Annotated in this window: 21 protein-coding genes and 1 pseudogene; 13 read left to right on the forward strand and 9 right to left on the reverse strand. The window is 68.2% G+C overall.

Features of this window, described 5'->3' with window-relative positions; all coding sequences use genetic code 11:
- Nucleotides 1-27 precede the first annotated feature (27 nt).
- From FB547_RS33705 to FB547_RS33715, 3 genes and pseudogenes are all read left to right on the forward strand, one after another.
- Nucleotides 28-438, forward strand: a complete 411-nt coding sequence (locus FB547_RS33705) for a Bug family tripartite tricarboxylate transporter substrate binding protein (RefSeq protein WP_261380440.1) — start codon at nucleotides 28-30, stop codon at nucleotides 436-438.
- Nucleotides 365-595 (forward strand): annotated as a pseudogene (locus FB547_RS33710) (tripartite tricarboxylate transporter substrate-binding protein); the annotation flags it as partial. The gene FB547_RS33705 and the pseudogene FB547_RS33710, both read left to right, overlap by 74 nt.
- Entirely contained in the window at nucleotides 596-1,306 is a 711-nt protein-coding gene (locus FB547_RS33715; RefSeq protein WP_261380448.1) for an ABC transporter substrate-binding protein, read from the forward strand.
- Between the two features lie 26 nt (nucleotides 1,307-1,332).
- Here the strand turns inward: FB547_RS33715 and FB547_RS28650 are convergent, their stop codons facing one another.
- From FB547_RS28650 to FB547_RS28660, 3 genes are all read right to left on the reverse strand, one after another.
- A complete protein-coding gene (locus FB547_RS28650) occupies nucleotides 1,333-2,520 on the reverse strand; it encodes an amino acid ABC transporter substrate-binding protein (protein WP_145747022.1) in 1,188 nt (395 codons plus the stop codon).
- A 40-nt stretch (nucleotides 2,521-2,560) separates the two neighbouring features.
- Nucleotides 2,561-3,349, reverse strand: coding sequence for an alpha/beta hydrolase (locus FB547_RS28655; protein WP_186454278.1), 789 nt, complete (start codon nucleotides 3,347-3,349; stop codon nucleotides 2,561-2,563).
- Nucleotides 3,350-3,505: 156 nt separating this feature from the next.
- Entirely contained in the window at nucleotides 3,506-4,675 is a 1,170-nt protein-coding gene (locus tag FB547_RS28660) for an ABC transporter substrate-binding protein (RefSeq protein ID WP_145747024.1), read from the reverse strand.
- Nucleotides 4,676-5,068: 393 nt separating this feature from the next.
- Between FB547_RS28660 and FB547_RS28665 the strand changes: the two genes are divergently transcribed.
- Nucleotides 5,069-6,097 (forward strand): IS630 family transposase, encoded by a 1,029-nt coding sequence (locus tag FB547_RS28665; protein ID WP_261380441.1) that lies wholly within the window; start codon nucleotides 5,069-5,071, stop codon nucleotides 6,095-6,097.
- On the opposite strand, the gene FB547_RS28670 is transcribed toward FB547_RS28665, so the two are convergent.
- The 4 genes from FB547_RS28670 to FB547_RS28685 all read right to left on the reverse strand — a co-directional run bounded on the left by FB547_RS28670 (nucleotide 6,094) and on the right by FB547_RS28685 (nucleotide 9,863).
- The gene (locus FB547_RS28670) at nucleotides 6,094-7,149 is read right to left on the reverse strand and encodes an AraC family transcriptional regulator (protein ID WP_145747025.1); all 1,056 of its coding nucleotides are present in this window, start codon (nucleotides 7,147-7,149) and stop codon (nucleotides 6,094-6,096) included. The genes FB547_RS28665 and FB547_RS28670 overlap by 4 nt on opposite strands.
- 214 nt (nucleotides 7,150-7,363) lie before the next feature.
- Nucleotides 7,364-7,966, reverse strand: coding sequence for a cysteine hydrolase family protein (locus tag FB547_RS28675; RefSeq protein ID WP_145747026.1), 603 nt, complete (start codon nucleotides 7,964-7,966; stop codon nucleotides 7,364-7,366).
- On the reverse strand, nucleotides 7,963-8,499 hold the full coding sequence (locus FB547_RS28680; RefSeq protein ID WP_145747027.1) for an aromatic-ring-hydroxylating dioxygenase subunit beta: 537 nt from the start codon (nucleotides 8,497-8,499) through the stop codon (nucleotides 7,963-7,965). The genes FB547_RS28675 and FB547_RS28680 overlap by 4 nt, the downstream gene beginning before the upstream one ends.
- Nucleotides 8,496-9,863, reverse strand: a complete 1,368-nt coding sequence (locus tag FB547_RS28685) for an aromatic ring-hydroxylating dioxygenase subunit alpha (RefSeq protein ID WP_145747028.1) — start codon at nucleotides 9,861-9,863, stop codon at nucleotides 8,496-8,498. The genes FB547_RS28680 and FB547_RS28685 overlap by 4 nt, the downstream gene beginning before the upstream one ends.
- A 349-nt stretch (nucleotides 9,864-10,212) precedes the next feature.
- Here FB547_RS28685 and FB547_RS28690 point away from each other — a divergent pair, with 349 nt between their 5' ends.
- Genes FB547_RS28690 through FB547_RS28710 form a run of 5 tightly spaced genes read left to right on the forward strand, consistent with a single transcriptional unit; the run spans nucleotide 10,213 to nucleotide 14,878 of the window.
- The gene (locus FB547_RS28690) at nucleotides 10,213-11,133 is read left to right on the forward strand and encodes a branched-chain amino acid ABC transporter permease (RefSeq protein ID WP_145747029.1); all 921 of its coding nucleotides are present in this window, start codon (nucleotides 10,213-10,215) and stop codon (nucleotides 11,131-11,133) included.
- 51 nt (nucleotides 11,134-11,184) lie between these two features.
- Nucleotides 11,185-12,159: a branched-chain amino acid ABC transporter permease gene (locus tag FB547_RS28695; RefSeq protein ID WP_145747104.1), complete on the forward strand. Its 975-nt coding sequence runs from the start codon at nucleotides 11,185-11,187 to the stop codon at nucleotides 12,157-12,159.
- 16 nt (nucleotides 12,160-12,175) lie between these two features.
- Complete coding sequence (locus FB547_RS28700; protein ID WP_093299994.1) at nucleotides 12,176-12,931, forward strand: ABC transporter ATP-binding protein; 756 nt, start codon at nucleotides 12,176-12,178, stop codon at nucleotides 12,929-12,931.
- Nucleotides 12,928-13,656, forward strand: coding sequence for an ABC transporter ATP-binding protein (locus FB547_RS28705; RefSeq protein ID WP_145747030.1), 729 nt, complete (start codon nucleotides 12,928-12,930; stop codon nucleotides 13,654-13,656). The genes FB547_RS28700 and FB547_RS28705 overlap by 4 nt, the downstream gene beginning before the upstream one ends.
- Nucleotides 13,657-13,705: 49 nt before the next feature.
- Nucleotides 13,706-14,878, forward strand: a complete 1,173-nt coding sequence (locus FB547_RS28710; RefSeq protein ID WP_093299997.1) for an ABC transporter substrate-binding protein — start codon at nucleotides 13,706-13,708, stop codon at nucleotides 14,876-14,878.
- An 84-nt stretch (nucleotides 14,879-14,962) separates the two neighbouring features.
- Here the strand turns inward: FB547_RS28710 and FB547_RS28715 are convergent, their stop codons facing one another.
- Together FB547_RS28715 and FB547_RS28720 are read right to left on the reverse strand one after the other, a co-directional pair.
- A complete protein-coding gene (locus FB547_RS28715; protein ID WP_145747031.1) occupies nucleotides 14,963-16,024 on the reverse strand; it encodes an aromatic ring-hydroxylating dioxygenase subunit alpha in 1,062 nt (353 codons plus the stop codon).
- Between the two features lie 210 nt (nucleotides 16,025-16,234).
- Nucleotides 16,235-17,299 (reverse strand): AraC family transcriptional regulator, encoded by a 1,065-nt coding sequence (locus tag FB547_RS28720; protein WP_093300000.1) that lies wholly within the window; start codon nucleotides 17,297-17,299, stop codon nucleotides 16,235-16,237.
- 254 nt (nucleotides 17,300-17,553) lie between these two features.
- Between FB547_RS28720 and FB547_RS28725 the strand changes: the two genes are divergently transcribed.
- The 4 genes from FB547_RS28725 to FB547_RS28740 all read left to right on the forward strand — a co-directional run bounded on the left by FB547_RS28725 (nucleotide 17,554) and on the right by FB547_RS28740 (nucleotide 21,085).
- Complete coding sequence (locus tag FB547_RS28725; protein WP_145747032.1) at nucleotides 17,554-18,513, forward strand: PDR/VanB family oxidoreductase; 960 nt, start codon at nucleotides 17,554-17,556, stop codon at nucleotides 18,511-18,513.
- Between the two features lie 13 nt (nucleotides 18,514-18,526).
- Nucleotides 18,527-19,324, forward strand: a complete 798-nt coding sequence (locus FB547_RS28730; protein ID WP_145747033.1) for an SDR family oxidoreductase — start codon at nucleotides 18,527-18,529, stop codon at nucleotides 19,322-19,324.
- Nucleotides 19,325-19,335: 11 nt separating this feature from the next.
- A complete protein-coding gene (locus tag FB547_RS28735) occupies nucleotides 19,336-20,325 on the forward strand; it encodes an AraC family transcriptional regulator (protein WP_093300005.1) in 990 nt (329 codons plus the stop codon).
- An 88-nt stretch (nucleotides 20,326-20,413) separates the two neighbouring features.
- Nucleotides 20,414-21,085 carry a GntR family transcriptional regulator gene (locus FB547_RS28740; RefSeq protein WP_093300007.1) on the forward strand — a complete coding sequence of 224 codons (672 nt, stop codon included), beginning with the start codon at nucleotides 20,414-20,416 and terminating at the stop codon, nucleotides 21,083-21,085.
- Nucleotides 21,086-21,090 lie beyond the last annotated feature (5 nt).

Genomic DNA, 21,090 nt, shown 5'->3' on the forward strand with positions numbered 1-21,090 from the left:
CCACCCACCCGTTCTCCCGGAGCTCCCGTGAGCCGCCTCCCCGTTTCCGTCTCCCGTCACGCCATCGCGCTGATCACCGGCCTGTGTGGCCTGGCCATGCTGGTCCCGGCTGCCGCACAGACCGCGGCCTGGCCTACGCGCCCGGTGCGGCTCAGGGTGGCCTTTCCGGCCGGTGGCCTGGCCGACGTGATGGCGCGCTCGGTGCAGCAGCAGTTCGGCGAGGCCCTGGGCCAGCCGTTGGTGATCGAGAACCGTGGCGGCGCGGGCGGCAACGTGGCGGGCACCGAGGTGGCGCGTAACGGCGGCGACGGCCACACCTTCCTGATCACGACCTCCACCACCGAATTGGTGAACCCGTCGATGTTTGCGCGCATGCCCTTCGATCCGCAGAAGGACCTGCAGCCGTGGCCCTGCTCGCCGACAGCCAGCTCTTCCTGATCACGCGCGCCACGCTGACGGCCAACAATTTCAAGGACTTCATCGCCACGCCAAGGCCAACCCGGACAAGACGAGCTATGGCTCGGCGGGCAACGGCACCACCCCTCACCTGGCCGGCGAACTGCTCAAACAAAGCGCCGGCATCACGGCCACGCACGTGCCCTACTGCGGCGCCGCACCCGTGATCCAGGCAGTGATGGCCGGCCAGATCGATTTCTGGCTTCGCGCCCGACACGGTGTTCCCCACCGTCCCTTCTTCAAGTGGATGGCCTTCCTCGCGGGCCACATGCTGCCCGAGGCCTACCACGAGAAGGTGGGCGCCGCGCGCTTTGACAATAAGCCCGTGGGCAGCGGCCCCTACCAGGTCGACGAATTCGTGCCGGACTCGCACATTCGCCTGCGCGCCTTCAAGGACTACTACTGCCCCAAGCCGGCCTTCGAGGCCGTGGTCGTCAAGTTCACCACTGACCCCTCGGCGCGCGTGGCCGAGCTGGAGTCGGACCGCTCCGACCTCACGCTCGAAGTGCCGTACGAAGAGGCCGAGCGCCTGCGCGCCAGGGACTTCGGCGCGAGCATCACGCCGGTGTCCGACATCGGCATGATCTTTCTCGCCAACGTCGCGCCCATGACCCAGGACAAGGTGCGCCAGGCGCTCGCGATGGCGATGCCGATCGACCAGAAGGGCCTGGCCGAGCGCCTGCTCAAGCGCCACGTGACGCCCTTCGACACCCTGCAGGCCCGCAGCTACGCGGCCTACGACCCCAAGCGCGCCGCGGCCCTGATGGACCGGGCCGGCTACACGCGCGCGCTGATCGCGGCGAATCCACTGCCCGACCCCGATCCGGCCTGGCTGACCCGGCCGGCCTGAACTGGTCGGCTTGAACCGGGAAGGGTCTAAGGCACGGATGGCAGTCCGACGATCAGGTGGCCATTGGCGCGGTCGCTCGGCCAGACGACGCGTGCGCGGCCGCCTTGCCATTGCATCATGGTGAGGGGGATGGGAGAGGTGTGGTCCGCGGCGAACTTCACCGGCCCCACGACATAGGATCTGTCAGTCGCTGCGATCGCGGCGTTGATCTTCTCCGCATCGAGCGAACCCGCTTGTGCAATCGCATCGAGCAGCACCTGGGCCACGGCGTGCGAGTTCGCGATTTGCGCGCCTGGCGTTCCTTGTGTCTCGGCCTCGAAGCGCTGGCCGAGCTGCATGGCCCCGGGGTAAGGAAAGCTCGCATCCCAGTAGCCGCTGACGAGAACCCCTTCGGACAAGGGGCCGGTGGCCTGCGCGAAGAACTCGGGTTCGCCCCCCTTCTCGATGACGAGAAACCGGGGCGCAAAGCCCGCGCTGGCCATCTGCTGGCGCAGGGCAATGGCCCGCGGCGGGATGGCATCGACCAGCACGATGTCCGCCCCGGTCAATCGGGCCTGGTCGATCAAGGCACTGAGCTGCTGTGGGTCGGCAGGCAAGGCGGTGTTGTGGACGACGGTGTAGCCCCCGCTGGCGGCCTGGGCCGGCCACAGCTGGCCGGCCAGATGCGATTCGTGAGGACCGTGGTCCGTGAGTATGGCGACTTTCTTGTTGGACACGAGGCCCATGTCGGCCATCATCCGGAACGGAACCGACGACAGCTCGTGTTCATCGAGAAAGATGTTCCATGCGTATTGCCACTGCCTGACCGCTTTGAACACCCCCAGCGGATTGCAACCCGTGACCAAGGGCACCTTGCGTTGGTCTGTAACGCTGGCACCGGCATTGACCAGCGGCGGTGTGCAAGAGCCGAGCATGGCCACCGCGCCGTCACGGGCGATCAGGCGGTCCGTGTTGTCGGCCGTGACGCTCGGATCGCTCTGGTCATCGCGAACGATCAGCCTGATCTTTCGCTGCAGCCCATCGATCCTGATGCCGCCGGCCCGGTTCAGGTCCTTGACGGCCGTCTCATAACCCCAGCGCTGGTACATGCCGAACCCGGCGAGCGGACCCGACAGGGGAATGGATGCGCCGACCACCACATCCTGGGCAGTTGCCGCCGGGTCGGTGGGCAGCACATCGGCCAGCGGCCGGCTGGGACTTGGGTGCGAAGGCACGGAGTCTCCTTGGGCGCAGGCACGCGTCAGTGAATCGGGCTCAGCAGACCGACCGTTCGAGCCAGTCGATGATGAGGTCCGCGGTTTCCTTCCAGCCGGGTTCGAGCAGCAGGTTATGGCCACGGCTCCGGATGAAGCGGTAGTCGGCCCCGTAGAAATCGGCCAGCGCGCGCGAGGTGGACGGCGGAGTCAACACATCCAGTTCGGCGCCCAGCACCAGTACCGGGCCCGACACCCGGGTCTTGTCGACCGAGACGGTCCAGCGGGTCGCTTCGTACGCGGCCCTGGGCGACTCGGCGCACAGCAGCGCGTAGTAGTGACGGCCTTCTTCTTCAGTGAGCCCCTGGAAGAAAAGCTGCATCGCCATCTCGAAGGGCGGCGGGCCCCAGGGCCGGCTGAAGTCGACCGGCACATCAATCTTCGCGCCGCCCACCTCCGAAGGGACCACCGAGGTGCTCAGGACCAGGCCCGCGAGCGCGTTCTGCTCGGCGAACTTCTGCGACGCCAGCGCGCCCATGCTGTGACCGATGACGATGGACTTGGCGTCGAACTGGCCCGCCACCAGCGAGATCTCTTCCACCACGTCGGCGATTCCGCGCTGGATCAGATCGTTCTTCGGGTGCGGATCCGAGCCGTTGTGGTTGAACCAGTTCAGGGCATGGCACTCCCAGCCTGCCTCGGCGAAGTGCGGCAGGAACTTCTCCCAGGACCAGCTCCCATGGCAGCCACCGTGTACGAAGATGATGGGGTTCTTCCTGGCGCCCGCTTGGCGAGGCTTGCAGGTCTCCACAAACAAGCCGCCGACTTTGTATCCCGTGATATCCGACATTGATGCGCTCCTGACTGAGGTGCTTGAAAAGTTTGTGTGGTGCATGACGGCCCCGCGACAGGGCCTGTTTCCGTGCGATGGTCGCCGCGCCAGACCGGGCTGGCTATCCGGCGTTGATAGGGGTTCGTCCGAATTCCGCAAAGAGCGGGCGCGGGATCACAGCTTGCATTCCGCCGCATAAGGATCGGCATGGTTCGGGAGCAGTTCGCCCACCAACTTGTTACCGATCTTTCCCGACGCATCTTTCTGCACCACGCGCAGGTACAGCGTGTGGATCGGAAACTGGTTCGTGTTGAAACGGAACGGACCGCGCAGAGACTGGAACTCCGCCTTGCGCAGCGCCTGCCGCAGCGCTTCGCGATCGCGAACCTTACCGCCGGTCTTGCGCACGGCGTTGTCGATGAGCAACGCGGTGTCGTAGCCTTGCGAGGCGTTCATGGTCGGCGGACGGCCATAGGTCTTCGTGAAATCCTCGACGAACTTCTGGTTCAGCGCGCCCGGGAGGTCCGCGGACCACTGCGAGGCATTGAACACCCCGACCACGGGATCGCCGACCGCCCGAATCGTGTCTTCGTCGGCGGAGTAACCCGGGGCCAACAGGGCAATCTGCTTGGTCAGGCCCGCCGCTTCGAACTGCTTGATGAAGTTGATGCCCATGGCGCCAGGCAGCATGAAGAAGATCGCTTCAGGCTTGGACTCACGCAAGGTGACTATCTCGGACGCATAGTCGAGTTGACCCAGCTTCGTGTAGATCTCTTCGACCGCCACTTCCTTGAACTGGCGCTTGAAGCCCACGATGGCCTCGCGCCCGCCCGGATAGTTGGCCGCCATCAAGGCGACCCGTTTGTACGACTTGGAGGCCGCATAGCGCCCCATGGCTTGCGGGATGTCTTCGTTCTGCAGCGCCGCCACGAAGAGGTTCTTGTGGCACTTGGCGCCCGCGTAATCCGCGGGGCCGGGGTTGGTGCTGATGTACACGGTGTCGCTGGCGAGAATGGCGGGCAGGATCGGAATCAGGACGCTCCCGTAAACCACGCCGGTGACGATGTCGACCTTGTTCAACTTGATGAAGCGGTCGGCGGTCTGGCGAGCGCTCTCTGGACTGAGCTGGTCGTCCACGTACTGGACTTCCAGGGGAACGCCGCCCAATCGATCGCCGCTGTGTTTGACACCCAGCGCGAAGCCGTCTCTGATGTCTTGTCCGATCGCCGCGCCCTGACCCGAGAGCGTGGTCAGGAAGCCAATCTTCAGTGTCTCGCTTGCACTCGCGATGGGGATGCACATAGTGGCCGCGACGAGCGCGACGCGAGTGAGCAGTCGATTCATGGTGTCTCCGGTCTTGTTGGGTATAGGGGGGGAACTCGTTGAAGGCTCAGGTGCAGCGCCAACGAATACCGCTCGGCGTCCGGTTCGGCGGAGGCTCGTGCGTTGGATTCAGTGTAGGGACGGGGTCGGGGCCTCGATATCCGCCAACCGGAACCCGCTATCCGTTTCTCGCAGCCCATTCGCCTCCGCCTGATCAGCGGCGTGCTGGCGCTCGGAAGGAGAGACGCAAGCGGCCGTTTACGCTGCTGCCGGCGTGCTGGTGTCCTGTCCCGTTAGTTCGCAGGCACAAAAACTGCGTGGGATGGGGCATCCTTGGAGATGCCTCATACCCAACGCATACACGCGCACGACCACCATCCGCGTGACCGGAGGCGAGCAGCAGAACTGACCTCGATGGCCAGGTCGCGTTCGCTGCCGGCTGCATTGGCGTTGCGTGCGCGAATCGTGTTGGCCTGTGAAGGCGAAGGCAGGGCCAGCACCGACGTTGCGCAAGCGCTGGGGATCAACCGAGCCACGGTGACGAAGTGGCGTGGCCGCTATGCACGCGATCGGCTGCCAGGGCTGTATGACGAACTTCGCCCTGGCCGCCCGCGATCGATGGGCGACGAGCGGGTTGCCGAGCTGATCAACAAGACGTTGCACACCAAGCCGGCTGACGGCTCCACGCACTGGAGCACACGCACATTGGCGGGCGAAACGGGTATCAGCAAGAGCACTGTCGCGCGCTACCTGCAAGCCTTTCAGATCAAGCCGCATCGAGTAGAGAGCTTCAAGCTGCCCACCGATGCGCTGTTCATTGAGAAGCTACGCGACGTGGTGGGGTTGTATCTGAATCCACCCGAGAACGCTCTGGTGCTGTGTGTGGACGAAAAGAGCCAGTGCCAGGCGCTGGAGCGCACGCAACCGATGCTGCCGATGGGGCTGGGCTACGTGGAGGGAGTCACCCATGACCACGTGCGTCATGGAACGATCACGCTTTTTGCGGCGCTGAGCGTGCTCAATGGGGCCGTGCTTGCCAGTTGCAAGCCGCGCCATCGCCACCAAGAGTTTCTGTCCTTCCTGCGCGAGATCGATAAGGCCGTGTCGCAAGATCTGGACGTGCATTGCGTCGTGGACAACTACGCCAGCCACAAGCATCCGAAGGTGCATGCATGGCTGGCGCAGCGCCCACGTTGGCATATGCACTTTGTCCCGACCTATTCCAGCTGGCTCAATCAGGTCGAGCGCTTCTTCGGGATCATCACCGACAAGGCGATCCGGCGCGGCTCGTCCAAGAGCGTCAAGGAACTGACCAAGAAGATCGACAGCTTCGTCAGCCAGTACAACGAAAACTGCAAGCCGTTCGTCTGGACCGCCGCCGCCGATTCAATCCTTGAAAAACTCGCCCGACTCTGCGGGCGAATTACTGGGACAGGACACTAGCGACCCGCGCGCGACAGGGTCTCGCGCGGCAGTTCGCCGAAGCGGCGCTGGTAGTAGGCCGAGAAACGCCCCAGGTGCCCGAAGCCGCAGTCGCCGGCCACGTCGGTGACGTTTCGGTCCGTGCGCTCGAGCAGCTTGAGCCGCGCCGCGTCCAGGCGCAGGTCACGCAGCCAGGTCATGGGGCCCACGCCCGTCTGGCGCATGCACTCCATGTAGAAGGTGCGGGCGCTCACGCCGGCCGCGCGGGCCAGGTCCTCCAGGGCCAGCGGCGCGCACAGCCGGGTGCTGACCCAGCGTTCGGCCGCCTGCAAACGCTCCGAGGTCCCGAGCAGCGAACGGACGCCGGCCTTGCCCGCTGGCGACGTGGCCAGCGATTGTTCGACCCAACGGCGCAGGTGCAGCAGGGTAAACAGCGCCATGCCGTCTTCCATGTGGTGAACCCAGGCGGGGTCGCGCAGTGGCGATGCGCCGTCTTGCCCCGGCACCGCGGCCAGCAGCGATTGCAGCAGCGCGGCCCACTGGCGCGCGGCGCTGCCGTCAAGCAGGTAGCCCGGCTGCGCGCCGGGCGCGTTGCCAAAGCCCTTGAGCTGCGACACCCCGCCGCGCATGAGGGCGTGCGGCATACGAACGATGATCTGCTCGCACGCCTCGCTCCAGGCGAGCTTGAGCTGCCGGTCCGAGGGCAGCACCGCGACCTGGCCCGGCCCCACCTCAAGCCGCTCGCCGCCGGACTCCACCGACATCGTGCCGCGCAGGGGCATCTGCACCAGACTAAAGCCTTCGAAGGGTCGGGGCTTGACCTCGACCTCGGAGCCATAGCGCAGCACCATGACCTGCAGCCGGGGAGTGTCGGCGCGGAACATGGCCGCATCCACGCTGCCGCGGCCCCACTGCACCTCGTGATCGATCAGGGAATCGGTCAGCAGCTGGTGTGACCGGCTAGGCACAGCCGAGCGGAACACGCAATGACGGTACACAGGACTCAGGTCCAGCCCGGTCGGAGGCGCCGCCGCCGAGGGCGAGGGCAACGGGGGGGCAATGTCGGCATGCATGAGGCACCTGCTTTTCACACGTGGGGCGTGCAATTTGCAAGAACGATACCGGTGCCCTCGGGTGCCCGGCAATCTGGGTTTCACTAAGCCCCCGCCCGATGAGCCCGTCGTGGCGGAAAATGGATGAGCATTGCCGTTACTGGCCAAAGCGGCGCGGCCAGGGCACCACGGTGCGCCGCCGCGATCAGGCGCGATCCACCGCCCGCTCAGGCCGCTACGCGTCCAGCGCCGCGAAGCCGCTCGGCACGTCGGTGATGGTGGCGATGAGCGACATGCTCGCCAGCGCGGCCTCGTGCGCCTGCCGCGTGCCAGCGGAACAAGCGTCTTGCGCGACCCAGACCTCGAAGCCACGGTCGGCTGCGTCGCGCACCGTGCCCTCGACGACCGAGTGCGTGGCCACGCCGCCCACCAAGAGGCGCGTCACGCCCAGCATGCGAAGGGTCTGCTCAAGCGCGGTGCCCGCGAAGCCACTGATGCGCGTGTGAGTGAACACGAACTCGCGGGGCCGCGCCTGCGGCACCAGCCGGTCGAGAAAGTCCGCGCCCCACTCGCCGTCCTTGACCGCACCGAGCTCGACGGTTTTGCGAAACACCGGCGTGTTGACCGGGCAGTCCGAGTAGTCGGAGCGAAAGGCAATGCGCACGTGCATGACCGGCCAGCCGCGTTCGCGCGCGCCCGCGAGCAGCTGCGCCCCCGCGCCCACCACCGCCGCCCGCCGCGGGTCGTTCGCATCGACGCCGACGCGAATCTTGCCGTCCGGGTGCAGCACCTCGTTCTGGTAGTGCAGCGCCAGCACGGCAGTGGTGACGGGTGTCACAGAAACACCTCGAGGTTCGAGAAGATCGCGTCCAAGTTGACCAGGTTGACGCGCTTGAGGTGCAGCCGCCAGCGCCCGTCATCACCCGCCTCAAGCTTGTGGAACACGCGCGCGGCGAGCTGCCGCTGGTCCAGCCGGTACTCAGTGAGCTGCATGCTGGACGACACGATCAGCCGGCCTTCGGCGTCGAGGCCGTCGATCTGCACTTGGCCCACGAGCCGGCTGCTGCGCGTCACGGGTTGCTGCGACCAGTTTCGCGGGTTGGTGATGCGGCGCACGCGCAGCTCGCGCAGCACCGCGTCTTCCCAGAACATCGAGATCTGGTCGAACGGCGACTGCTGCCCATGGTGGCGCGGCACCCAGTAGCGTCCCTCGGGCGTCCACAGGCCCAGCCATTCGTCGAAGCGGCGCTCGTCTAGCAGGCGCGCTTCATTGAAGAGGAACTGCTCGATGCCGCGGATGGCCTGCACGTCGAGTTTCGCACCGCTCACCGGCACGGTCGAGTGGTCGAAGGTTCGATCTAGAAGGTTCACGCCTGGGCTCCTGCGGTACTCAATGGGGTGCGGCCGGTACAGGCCGCTTCTTGTTCGGGGGACACGTCGTCGCCCAGCATGTAGTGGCGCCACGCGGCCATCTGGTTGCGCATGGGCAGTTCGCTGGTGCCATTGATGGACACGGCACCGCCGTCGGGCATGGACATGTCGGTGCCGAGGTAGCGGTGCTGCGACACCCAGTCGCCGCCGCGCGTGCTATTGCCCTCCTGGCAACGGCGGTAGAGCTCGACGTCGTCGGGCATGACGTTGGACGAGGGCGAGTTGATGAGGTTGGCGTAGACCAGGGCGCGGTCGAACACCGCCTGCGGCGCCTCCTTGCAGCGGAACACCTGGATCTCGATCAGCGTGCGGTCCACCGCGATCGGGCGGATGACGCGGAACTGCTGGAACACATTGTGGGGCGAACCGCTGCCGTAGATGATGGTGTTGTGGCGGTTCATGCCCATGATCTCGCGCGCGCGCTCGGCGCCGTGCGCGGCGATCAGCGAGGCCTGGTGGGCCTTGGTGACGGCGTCCTTCTCGGCCGCGTTGGGGTCGAAGATGCCTTCCATGTAGCCGTGCCCGTAGGGATAGGCGCGCAGCTCGAGCGCTTCCCAGAAGGCCCAGGGTTCGCCATTGCCTTCCTGGATCAGCAGCTCGAAAGGCATCTCGCCGATGGCCTTGGACTGCTCGCGCGCGGCGACCACCGAGGACTCGTGCGTGGCCGGCGCGTGCATGGTGTCGTGCAGGTTCTCGTAGAACACCTTCCAGTTCGACTGCTGCATGACGCGAAACACACCGCCCGCCACCTCGACCTCGCCCACCGGCGAGCGATCGCACAGGTTGTCGATGGTGCTCGCGCTGCCGCCGAGGAACTCGCGCAGGTCGGGACCGCTCGCGCTCTGCGAGGCGAAGACGAAACCGCGGTACTGGTCCACGCGCGCCAGGCGCTTCATGGAGAAGTCGGGGTTGTCGGCGCTGTAGCAGGTGCCTTCCAGGCCGGCGCGCAGCGGCAGCGACATGTGCGTGCCATCGAGCTTGAAGGTCCAGGCGTGGTAAGGGCAGCGGAAGAACTTGCCCGCGCAGCCGTCGCCTTCGGTCACCAGCTTGGCGCCCTTGTGCGGGCAGCGGTTGTAGAGCACGTTCACCTGGCCGTCGCTGGCGCGCACCATCAGCACGTCCTGATCGCCTATGCGCGTCGCGTGGTAGTCACCGGGCCTGGGCACCTGGCTTTCGTGGCCAACGTAGATCCAGGCCTGGCCGTAGATGCGGTTCATCTCCAGGTCGAAGATGTCCTTGTCGGTGTAGAGCCGTTTGTGCACGCTTCCCGGCCTGAACAGCTTTGCCAGTTCGTCGTTCGTCATGGGTGTGTCTCGTCGATGAGGAGCAATGAAGGGAAAGGGGTGGCTGCAAGTCTGAGCGCAGCCCAAGGCGCGCGCTAGCCAACTTCCACATCGTCCAGGCCGCGCGCTGTCCAGATTCGGCAGCGTCCGTGCACCGCGAACGGAGCGCGTGCACCGCCTCCGTGCAAACCCCATGAAGGCTTGCGCCAGCGCTGCGAAAAGCGGACAGCGGCTTCCTGCTGCGGATATCGAGTTCCAGCGCGCGTCCCTAGACTTTCTTCACGCCCTCGAACCCTCAGGAGAACCTCGTGAAGCCCGATCCCCTTGTCCACGCCGCCTCCCCGTTCCTCCACGAAGGACGGGACCGCTGATGTCTTCCACCCTCATTGCCGAGCAGTTGCTCAATGGCCTGGGCTACGGGCTGATGCTGTTCCTGCTCGCCGCCGGCCTCACCCTCGTCTTCGGAGTGATGGACACCATGAACCTGGCGCATGGCTCGCTGTTCACGATGGGCGCCTACATCGGCGCCACCCTCTCGCTCTACACCGGCTCCTTCGTGCTGGCCGTGGCCGGCGCGGTCGTGGGCACGGTGCTGCTGGCGCTGGCGCTCGAGATCGCGCTGATGCGGCGCCTGTACGTGTCCGACCACCTGGTCCAGGTGGTCGCCACGCTTGGCGTGATCCTCATCGTCGACGACGTCGTCAAGGCGACCTGGGGCGCCGCGCCCATCATCGCGGGCGCGCCCCAGGCCTTCAGCCAGCCGATCCAGATCACGAGCGACTGGGCCTACCCCTCGTACCGCGTGCTGGTGCTAGTGGCGGGACTGGCGGTCGCCGCGCTGCTCTATGCCCTGGTGAACCACACGCGGCTGGGCATGCTGGTGCGCGCAGGCGCCTCGAACCGCGCCATGGCGCAGCTGATGGGCGTTCGCGTCAAGCAGGTGTTCTCGGTGATCTTCCTAATGGGCGCCGCGCTCGCGGGCCTGGCCGGCGCGCTGATGGGCCCGTTATCGGCGGTGCAGAACGGCATGGGCGAGACCATCATGATCCCGGCGCTCATCGTCATCGTCATCGGTGGCATCGGCTCGGTGCGCGGCGCGCTCGTGGGCGCCTTGCTGGTGGGCACCGTCGAGACCGTCGGGCGCGCCTTCGCGCCCGCGCTGCTCAAGCAGTTCATGCCACCGGCCCTGGTGGCCGACACCTCACCGGCCCTCGCGGGCATGACCATGTACCTGCTGATGGTGGCGGTGCTCTTCTTCAAACCCCGCGGCCTGTTCCCGGCCCGCGGCTGAACGCCAGAAAGCAGCTTCCCCATGAGCACTCCTATCACCTCGGCGAGCCCGATGCGCCTGGACGCGCCCCGGGAGCGCGGCTTCGGCGCCCCCACCTTCGTGCCCTGGATCGTGCTGGCGGTCCTGGCCTCGCTGCCCCTGTGGGCCGCCGCCACCGACCAATACTACTACCTCGACTTCGCGCGCCGCATCCTCATCGTCGTGCTCGCCACCGCCAGCCTGAACCTGCTGGTCGGCTACGGCGGCATGGTGGCGCTGGGACACGCCGGCTTCGTCGGCGTCGGCGCCTACACGGTGGCCGCCTTCGTCGAGGCGGGCGTGCAATCGGCCTGGGCGCTGTGGGCCCTGAGCGGCGTGTGCGCCGGCCTGGTGGCCTGCCTGATGGGCACGGTGGCGCTGCGCACGCGCGGGGTGTACTTCATCATGATCACGCTGGCCTTCGCGCAGCTGCTGTACTACCTCGCGGTGTCCATGCGCATCTACGGCGGCGACGACGGCTACAACCTGCCGTTTCGGCCGCAAGCCGGCCCGGGCCTGAGCCTGGACGACAGCGCCACCTTCTTCTGGCTCGTGCTGGCCTTCGCCGCAGCCTGCTTCGCGGGCCTGCAGTACCTGCTGGGCAGCCGCTACGGCAAGGCCTTGTGCGGCGTCCGCGACAACGAGGCGCGCATGACCGCGCTCGGCTATCCGGTCTTCCGGCTGCGCCTGGCCGCCTTCACGCTGGCGGGCGCGATAGCGGGCCTGTCGGGTTCGCTGCTCATCATGCACAACGGCTTCATCAGCCCCTCGAGCATCCACTGGTCGCAGTCCTCCATCCTGCTGGTCATGCTGGTGCTCGGTGGCGTCGCGCGCCCCTGGGGCGCGGCCATCGGCACCACGGTGTGGATGGTGCTCGAAGAGGTGCTGCGCCAATCCACAGAGTACTGGCACTGGCCGCTCGGCGCCCTGCTGATCCTGATCGTGCTGGCGGTGCCGCAGGGGCTTGCCCAGCTCCATCGGCGCGGCAAGCCTGCAACCGCCCACTGACCCCCGCGAGGACCCGATGGCCAAGCCTCTCTTCTCCACCCAAGGGCTGCGCAAGTCCTTCCCCGGCCTGCTGGCGACCGACAACGTCAGCATCGATGTGCACCCTGGTCAGGTCCATGCGCTCATCGGCCCCAACGGCGCCGGCAAGAGCACCCTGGTCAACCTGATCTCGGGCCTGCTGCCCGCCGATGAGGGCCGCATCACGCTCGACGGCTGCGAACTGCAAGGCCTGTCCGCGCACGCCCGCGTGCGCGCCGGCCTCTCGCGCTGCTTCCAGGTGACCAGCATCTTTCCGGCCGCCAGCGTGCTCGACAACCTGCGCCTCGCCGCGCAGTCGCACCTGCCGGGCTACTGGCACCCCTGGGGCCGGCGCGACCGGCACGCCGAGATCAACGAGCACGCGCTCGACCTCGCGCAGATGGTGGGCCTCGAGGGCCGCCTGGCCCACACCGCCGGCGCCCTGCCGCACGGCGCCCAGCGCCAGCTCGACGTGGCGCTGGCGCTCGCGGCGCGGCCCAGGCTGCTGCTGCTCGACGAGCCCATGGCCGGCATGGGGCAAGACGAGTCGGAACGCGTGGCCCAGCTGATCGAGAAGCTGCGCCAGTCGATGGCGATCCTGCTGATCGAACACGACATGCACGCCGTCTTCCGTCTGGCCGACCGCATCTCTGTGCTGGTGTACGGCCGGGTGATGGCCTCGGGCACGCCCGATGAGATCCGCAACAACGAACAGGTCCGGGACGTGTACCTGGGCAGCGAGGTGAACGCATGAGCCGTGGCAACACCCTCCTCTCCTGCCGCGGCGTGCAAGCCGGCTACGGCCGCAGCCAGGTGCTCTTCGGCATCGACCTAGACATCGCCGCGGGCGAGGTCGTCGGCCTGCTCGGCCGCAACGGCATGGGCAAGAGCACCACGGTGAAAACCGTGCTGGGCCAGCTCAAGCCCTTGAACGGCGAGGTGCAGTTCGACGGCCGCCGCATCGACGGCCAGGCCTCGGACGCCATCGCCCGGCTGGGCGTGGCGGTGGTGCCCGAGGGGCGCCAGTGCTTTCCCAACCTGACCGTGCGCGAGCACCTGCAGGCCTTCTACCGCAAGCCCCGGCCGGGCGCCTCGGCGTCGACGCACTGGAACGTGGACAGCCTGTTCCGCCTTTTCCCGCGCCTGGCCGAGCGGCAGAAGAACTTCGGCAACCAACTCTCGGGCGGCGAACAGCAGATGCTGGCGATCGCGCGCGCGCTGTCGACCCAGCCGCGCCTGCTGATCCTCGACGAGGCCACGGAAGGCCTCGCCCCGCTGATCCGCGAAGAAATCTGGCGCTGCCTGGCCCTGTTGCGGCGCGAGGGCCAGACCACGCTGGTGATCGACAAATACGTGGACCGCCTGATCCGCCTGGCCGACCACCACATCATCGTCGAGAAGGGCCGCGTGGCCTGGCAGGGCACCTCATCCGCGCTCGACGCCGACCGCACGCTGTGGTCGCGCTACCTCAGCCTGTGACCCCTTCCCTTTCCCGCCCTTTTTGTACCACCCTGCTTCGGAGACCCCAATGAAGCTTCTGCTGTCTGCCCTGACCTTGACCGCCTCGCTGCTGGCCGCGCCCGCCGCGATGGCGAACACCCCCTTGAAGATCGGTTTCCTCACCACGCTGTCGGGGCCGGGCGCCGCGCTCGGCCAGGACACGCGCGACGGTTTCGCGCTCGCGGTCAAACACAACCGCGACCGGCTCGGCGGCCTGCCGCTGGACCTGCAGGTCGTGGACGACCAGCTGAGCCCGGACAGCGCGCGCCAGAGCGTGGACCGCTTCATCAAGCTCAACAAGGTCGACATACTCACCGGCGTCGTGTACTCCAACGTGCTGCTGCCGGTGCTTCCCACCATCCTGGCCAGCGACACGGTCTACATCAGCACCAATACCGGCCCCATGGACTACGCAGGCGCCAAGTGCCACAAGAACTTCTTCGTCGCCGCCTGGCAGAACGAGGACATCCCCCAGGCCATGGGCCGCTTCGCCGCCACGCGCGAGTACAAGCGCGTGGCCATGATCGCGGCCAACTACCCGGGCGGCCGCGAGTCGGCGATCGGTTTCAAGCGCCAGTACACGGCGCCGATCGTGGAGGAGATCTACACCAAGATGGGCCAGCTCGACTACGCCGCCGAGATCGCAACCCTGCGCGCGTCCAGGCCCGATGCGGTGTTCTTTTTCCTGCCCGGCGGCATGGGCGTGAACTTCATCAAGCAGTTCGAGGCCGCCGGCCTGACCAAACAGATCGCGCTGCTGGCGCCGGGCTACTCCGCCGATGAAGACACGCTGCGCGCGGTGGGCGAACCCATGGTCGGCGTCTACAACGCCTCGCACTGGGCAGCCGACCTGCCCGGCGCGCTAAACCAGAAGTTCGTGGCAGACTTCACCAAGACCTATGGCCGCGCCCCCACCATGACCGCGGCCCAGGCCTACGACACCGCGCTGCTCATCGACCACGCCGTGCGCCGCGTCGACGGCAAGGTGGCCGACCGCGATGCGCTGCGCAAGGCCCTGCGCGAGGCGCAGTTCCCTTCGCTGCGCGGGCCGTTCAAATTCAACAACAACCAGTTCCCGATCCACACGCTGTACATGCGCGTGGTGCAGAAGGACGCGTCGGGCCGCATCGCCAACAAGCTCGTCGGGGAGATCCTGCCCAACCACGCTGACCCCTACGCCGCGCAGTGCAAGCTGCCCTGATGCCTGGCCCGCAGCCGGCGTGCCGGCTGCCCCCGGAGCCCCGCCGACCGCAAGGCCGCGGGGCCTTTTTTTGTGCCGCGGCGATCAATCTTTGCTGGCGGGCGCCCCGCTGCTCTCCTGTTGCAGCAGGCGCTGAATGTGTCGGCGCACTGCGATCTGCGCGCGGTCGGCACGGCAGCTGATCTCCTCGCCGTTCGGGTCGTTCAGGATCGCGGCCTGCTGCAGCGCGAAGATCTCGAGGTCTTCGTGGAAGGCCTTCTTGATTTCCTGGAACAGGCTTTGCGTCACCGCGGGTTCATCGGTGCGGAAGTCGTGCGTCTGCGCCCAGAAGTAGTGGCTGGTGGTGGCCGTCTCGGGCGTGATGGCGTGCAGCGCGACCATGCCGATGGTGTCGTCGCCGTCGAAGTTGTGCTCGCCGTTGCTGCGCGCGCGCCCGCCGGTGCGGATGCGCACCGTCGTCGGCGGCAGGAAGGCGATGACCTGCCAGCGGTCGATGGGGCCCTCGAAGCCCGCGAGGCGCTGGTACGTGGGCGGCGGCGGCGTGTCGATCATCCATCGCGTCTGGGTGACGCCCTGCTCGCCGTCGCTGACCTCCAGCTCCGCGAGCGCGGTGGCCGCGTTGCCGATGGTGGAGCTGTGCACGAAGCTCAGGTGGCTCAGGTCGTTGAGGTTGTCGACGATGAGCCGGTAGTTGCCCTGGGCGTGCATGTAGTCGCGCTCCCAGGCATGGCGCGGGTCGCTCAGCACCGAAAAGTCCGGTACCAGCGCTTCGTCGGCCCGGGCCGGGTCGCCCATCCAGATCCAGACCAGGTGGTGCTTCTCGCACACCGGGTAGCCCTTCACGCGCGCACGCGGCGGGATCTGCTCCTGGTTGGGAATGGCGATGCACTGGCCCGAACAATCGAAGGTGAAGCCGTGGTAGCCGCACTGCACGGTGTCGCCGATCAGGGTCCCGCGTGACAGCGGGACGCGCCGGTGGCAGCAGCGGTCCTCCAGCGCGATCGGGCGGCCGTCCTCGGTGCGGTACAGCAGCACGGGCCGGTCCATTATGGTGATCGCGCGCATCGCGTGCACGAGGTCCTTCGCCCAGGCCGCGACGTACCAGGCGTTGTGCACATAAGGAGAGGGAGAGGCGTCGGTGTTCATTGAAGCTCGGGTGACACGTTGGGAACGCTCGCGACCGAACGCGAGGGGCAGGCACTGGTGCCGCGCCCGGGGGCGCGTGCGCGGGCAGTGAGGCCCCAGTCTAGGAAGGCCCTGGACGGGGCGCTATCCGGTGGCCGAAGCGGCGCCGCCATCTGTGTCCGGATTCCGCAAGCGCCGCGCACGCAGCGAGCGGTCGGGGCCGGCCGGTGGCTAGCGCAGCGCGCGCGCCACGGTGTCGCGCGGCAGTTCGCCGAAGCGGCGCTGGTAGTACGCGGAGAAGCGCCCCAGGTGACCGAAGCCGCAATCGATGGCCACGTCGGTGATGTTGCGGCCGGGGTCGGCGAGCAGTTGCCGCCGCGCGCTGTCGAGCCGCAGGTCGCGCAGCCAGGCCATGGGGCCCACGCCCAGTTGGCGCATGCAGTCCATGTAGAAGGTGCGCGAGCTCACGCCGGCCGCGCGCGCCAGGTCTTCCAGCGCCAGCGGTGCGCACAGCCGCGTGCGCACCCAGCGCTCGGCGGCCTGCAGGCGGGCCGAGGAGCCCCCCGAGGCGCCAGGCGCCGCCGGGCCCGGCTCGGTGGTTGCGCCTTCGCGCGCACGCTGGCGCATGTGCAGCGTGGTGAACAGCGCCATGCCGTCTTCGAGGTGGTGTATCCACGCCGGGTCGCGCAAGGGCGATGCCGCGCTGTCAGCGGCGTCGCTGGCCGGCAAGGTGTTCAGCAGCGATTGCAGGAGCGCCCCCCATTGCCGCGCCGCTTCGCTCTCCAGCACGAACACCTGCTGCCCGTCGGGCGCGCGGCCCGGGCTGCGGATGCTCGAGGCGCCGCTGCGCAGCAACGAATGCGGCATGCGCACGATGATCTGCTCGCAGCTTTCGCTCCAGCGCAGCGTGAGCGGGTCGCGCGAGGACAGCACCGCGACCTGGCCGGGGCCCACGTCGTGGCGGCCGCCCGCGGACTCCACCTGCATCGAGCCGCGCAGCGGCATCTGCATCAGGCCGAAATCCTCGAAGGGGCGCGGCCGGATCTCGACCTCGGAGCCGTAGCGCAACACCATGAGCTGCAGGCGCGGCGTGGCGGCGCTCCACATGACGGCGTCGGCATCGCCGGCGCCCCATTGCACCTCGTGGTCGTTGAGCGAGTCGCGCAGCGACTGGTGGAAGCGGCTGCGCACCGCGGAACGGAACACGCAGCGCTCGTAGAGCGGTGTGAGATCGAGCTGGGCGGGCGAGCGCGCGCTCGCGAGGCCCGTGGGGGCTGGGGCAAAGGCAAGGGTCATGACACACCGGCAAGCACACGTGGGGTCGTGCAATTTGCAAGAACGATGCCCGCGCGCCGGCCCGGCGCGCAAGAGGGGTTACACCATGCCGACGGGGCGCGCCGCCGGACGGCGATCCGCCGTGCGGCGCCGGCGTCGAAAACGGACAAGGACTGCCGATGCTGGCTTTTTTCTCGCGCCCCGCCTCGCTACATTGATTTCACCGTGCGCACCGGCGCGCGGCGAACCGACAGACCGCGATCGACGAGGCCCCCATGGAATCCACGCTTGCCCTTCACGTCCGGCACATCGAGACCCTCACCCCGCGGGTGCGCAAACTCGTGCTGGGCCTGGCCGATGGCGCGCCCCTGCCCGCCTACGAGGCCGGCGCCCACATCGAACTGCACGTGCCCGGCACGGCCAACACAGCCCCCTTGCACCGCGCGTATTCGCTGGTGCGGCCCTCGGCCGGCGCGAACGCGCTGGAAATCGCCGTGCAGCTCGAAGAAAACGGCAGCGGTGGCTCGCGCTGGGTGCACAGCCTGCAAAGCGGCGACACCCTCACCGCCAACCCGCCCCGCAACCTCTTTCCCCTGCAGGGCCAACAGCAGCGGCCGCTGCTGCTGGCCGCAGGCATCGGCATCACGCCCATCCTGTGCATGGCGCTCGAGCTCGAACGCCAGGGCCTGCCCCACGAAATGCACTACGTGGCGCGCAGCCGCGAGCTCGGCGCCTACGCGGGCGAGGTCGAGGCGCTGGCGGGCGCCACCTGCTGGTTCGACGAAGGCAACCCCTCGCGCGGCATTCCCCTGCCCACGGTGATCGGCCCGCCCATCGCCGAGCGGCACCTGCACGTCTGCGGCCCCAAGCCCTTCATCGCCGCGGTGCTCGACACCGCGCGCCAACTCGGCTGGCCGGAAGAACGGCTGCATTGCGAGTTGTTCACCGGCGCGCTGGCGGCGCAAGGCGACCGCGCCTTCGAGGTCGAACTCAAGGACTCGGGGCTCACGTTGTCGGTGGCGGCCGACCAGACCATCCTGGAGGCGATGGAGAGCGCCGGCCTGGACCCGCTGTTCGACTGCCGCCGGGGCGACTGTGGCATCTGCGTGGCGCGTGTGCTTGGCGGCGACGCCGACCACCGCGACATCTGCCTGTCGGCGCGCGAGCACGAGGCCGGCAACTTCTGCATCTGCGTCTCGCGCGCGCGCGGCGAGCGCCTGGTGCTGGCCCTTTGACACCGGAACTCCCATGACACAAAGACTGAACGGCAAGGTGGCCATCGTCACCGGCGCCACCCAGGGCATCGGCGCCGACATCGCCCGCGCCCTGGCGCACGAGGGTGCACAACGGGTCTTCATCGTGGGCCGCGGCCTGCCGGCAGGCACGGCCGTGGCCGCCGAGATCGGCGCGGCGGCCACCGCCATCGAGGCCGACATCACCGACGACCAGGCGATCGAGCGCTGTGTGGCGCAGGCCCTGGCCGTCAACGGCCAGATAGACATCCTGGTGAACTGCGCCTGCATCTACGACGACGCCGGCCTGGCCTCCAGCCGCGCGCAATGGCACGCCACACTGGACGTCAACCTGGTGTCGGCGGCGGTGTTCACGCAGAAGGTCGAGCCGCACATGGGCCGTGGCGCCGTGGTGGTCAACCTGGGCAGCGTGGGCGGCAAGTTCGGCACGGCCAACCGCGCCATCTACCCGGCCTCTAAGGCGGCCATGATCCAGATCACGCGCAACTTCGCCGTCACGCTGGCGCCGCGCGGCATCCGCGTGCTGTCGGTGTCGCCGGCCTGGACCTGGTCGCCATCGCTTGAGCGCATGGCGCACGGTTCGCGCAGCATCGCCGACCGCGTGGGCGGCATCACGCACCCGCTGGGCCGCGTGGGCGATGGCGCCGAGGTGGGCCGGGTCGTGGCCTTCGCTGCCAGCGACGAGGCCTCGTGGATCACGGGCACCGACATCGCGGTGGATGGCGGCTTCTCCAGCCTGGGCCCGGACCAGGGCGCCTCGGCCCGCGACTGGTTCGAAGGCTCGGGCGGCTGAGCCGCGCGCCGATGTCCGCCGCCCCTGGCGTCGACGCCTCGCCGCTCTATCGGCGGCGGGTGTTCCGCTCGACCAACCCCCAGGAGGCCCGCGCGGTGCACGGCCGCTGGATCGCGGACCACGAACTGCGCATCGGGCAGGGCAAGGTCGACGCCTCGCTGTGCGCGCTGCCGCTGCGTTCGGTCCGCATGCTGCTGATCCGCTACGGCCCCGAGGCGGAAATCCTGAGCCCCGCGTTCGAGGACTTCTCGCTGATCCAGATCCCACTGAGCGGGAGCGCCGACATCGTCTGCGATGGCCAAGCGCTGTCGCTGGGCAGCGGGCAGTCGGCGCTGCTGTCGCCGCGCCACGCCCTGCGCGTGCGCTGGAGCCCCGGCAGCGAGCAGTTGCTGCTGCGGGTGCCGCACGGGCTGTTGCGCGCCACCGCCAGCGACACCGGGCTCGGGCCCGATGCCGCCAGCGGCGCGCCGCCCTGGCCGGCCCCGCTCGCCGTCATCGACCGCGTCGACGGCGCGCGCTGGCGGCCGATCGTGCAGTCCCTCATCGCGCTCGGCCCGTCCACCGAGGGCGCGCGCGGCGCGCACCCGGCCTGGGAGCGGCACTGTGAAACGGGCCTGGCGCTGTTCCTGTTGACGCTCGCGAGCGAGCAGGCGGGCGCGGACTTGGCTGCGCCGTGCGGCCACGGCGGCGTGCTCAAGGCCGCGGGCCGCTACATCCAGGCCAACCTCGCCTCGCCCATCGCGCTGGGCGACGTGGCGCAAGCCGCGGGTGTCAGCGAACGCACGCTGCACACGCACGTCACGCGCGCCTTCGGCGTGCGCCCCATGGCCTGGCTCAGGCTGCAGCGGCTCGACGCCGCGCGCGCTCAGCTCAGGCGCGGGGACGCGCACTCCATCGCCGAGGTCGCGCTGCGCTGCGGCTTCACCCACCTGGGGCGCTTCTCCGCCTACTACCGCGAACGCTTCGGCGAACTGCCCAGCGAGACACAAGCCTCGCCCTGAGCGCGGCCCGGGCTTGCATTGTGTGATATATCTAAGGTAAGTCACCACCGCGCCGCGGCGGTCCTTGCCTAGTGTTCCGCTCGCCGCCATGCCCAGAAAAGCCGCCTCCAACGAATCGCCCTCCCTGTCGCTGGCCGAACAGGCCTACCAGGAGCTCAAGCGCCGCATCCTCACGCTGCAGCTGCGGCCGGGTCTGTTCGTGAACGAGCGTGAACTCATGGAGCTGCTCGACATCGGCCGCATGCCGGTGCACCAGGCGGTGCACCGCCTGCAGGCCGAGGGCCTGATCGAGGTCATTCCGCGCAAGGGCCTGGTCATCCGCCCCGATTCGCTGCAGGACATGCTCACCTTGCTCGAAGCCCGGCTGGCCATGGAGCCCAACATCGCGGCCCTGGCGGCCACGCGCGCCACCAAGGAGCAGGTGGCCGAGCTCAAGCAGCTGGTGACCGAGTCCAAGCGCATCGTGAACCAGAGCGAGCGCATGTCCTTCATGAAGCTCGACCGGGCTTTCCACGGGCTGATCGCGGAAGCGGCGGGCAACCAGATCCTGGCCGATGCCCAGCGCCCCTTGCACGAACGCTCCGAGCTGATCTGGCACCTGCGCGTGATGAAGGAGGACGGCCTGGTCGTCAACCAGCGCGAGCACACGAACATCCTCAAGGCCATCATTGAGCGAGACGCCAACGGCGCGCGCAAGGCCATGGAAGAGCACCTGCGCTCCCTGCACGACCGCATCCTGGCCGGCTCGCTCGAGCGCTGAGGCTG

Origin of the sequence: Variovorax beijingensis, from assembly GCF_007828835.1 — a bacterium.
In the GTDB taxonomy this organism is placed as follows: domain Bacteria; phylum Pseudomonadota; class Gammaproteobacteria; order Burkholderiales; family Burkholderiaceae_C; genus Variovorax; species Variovorax beijingensis_A.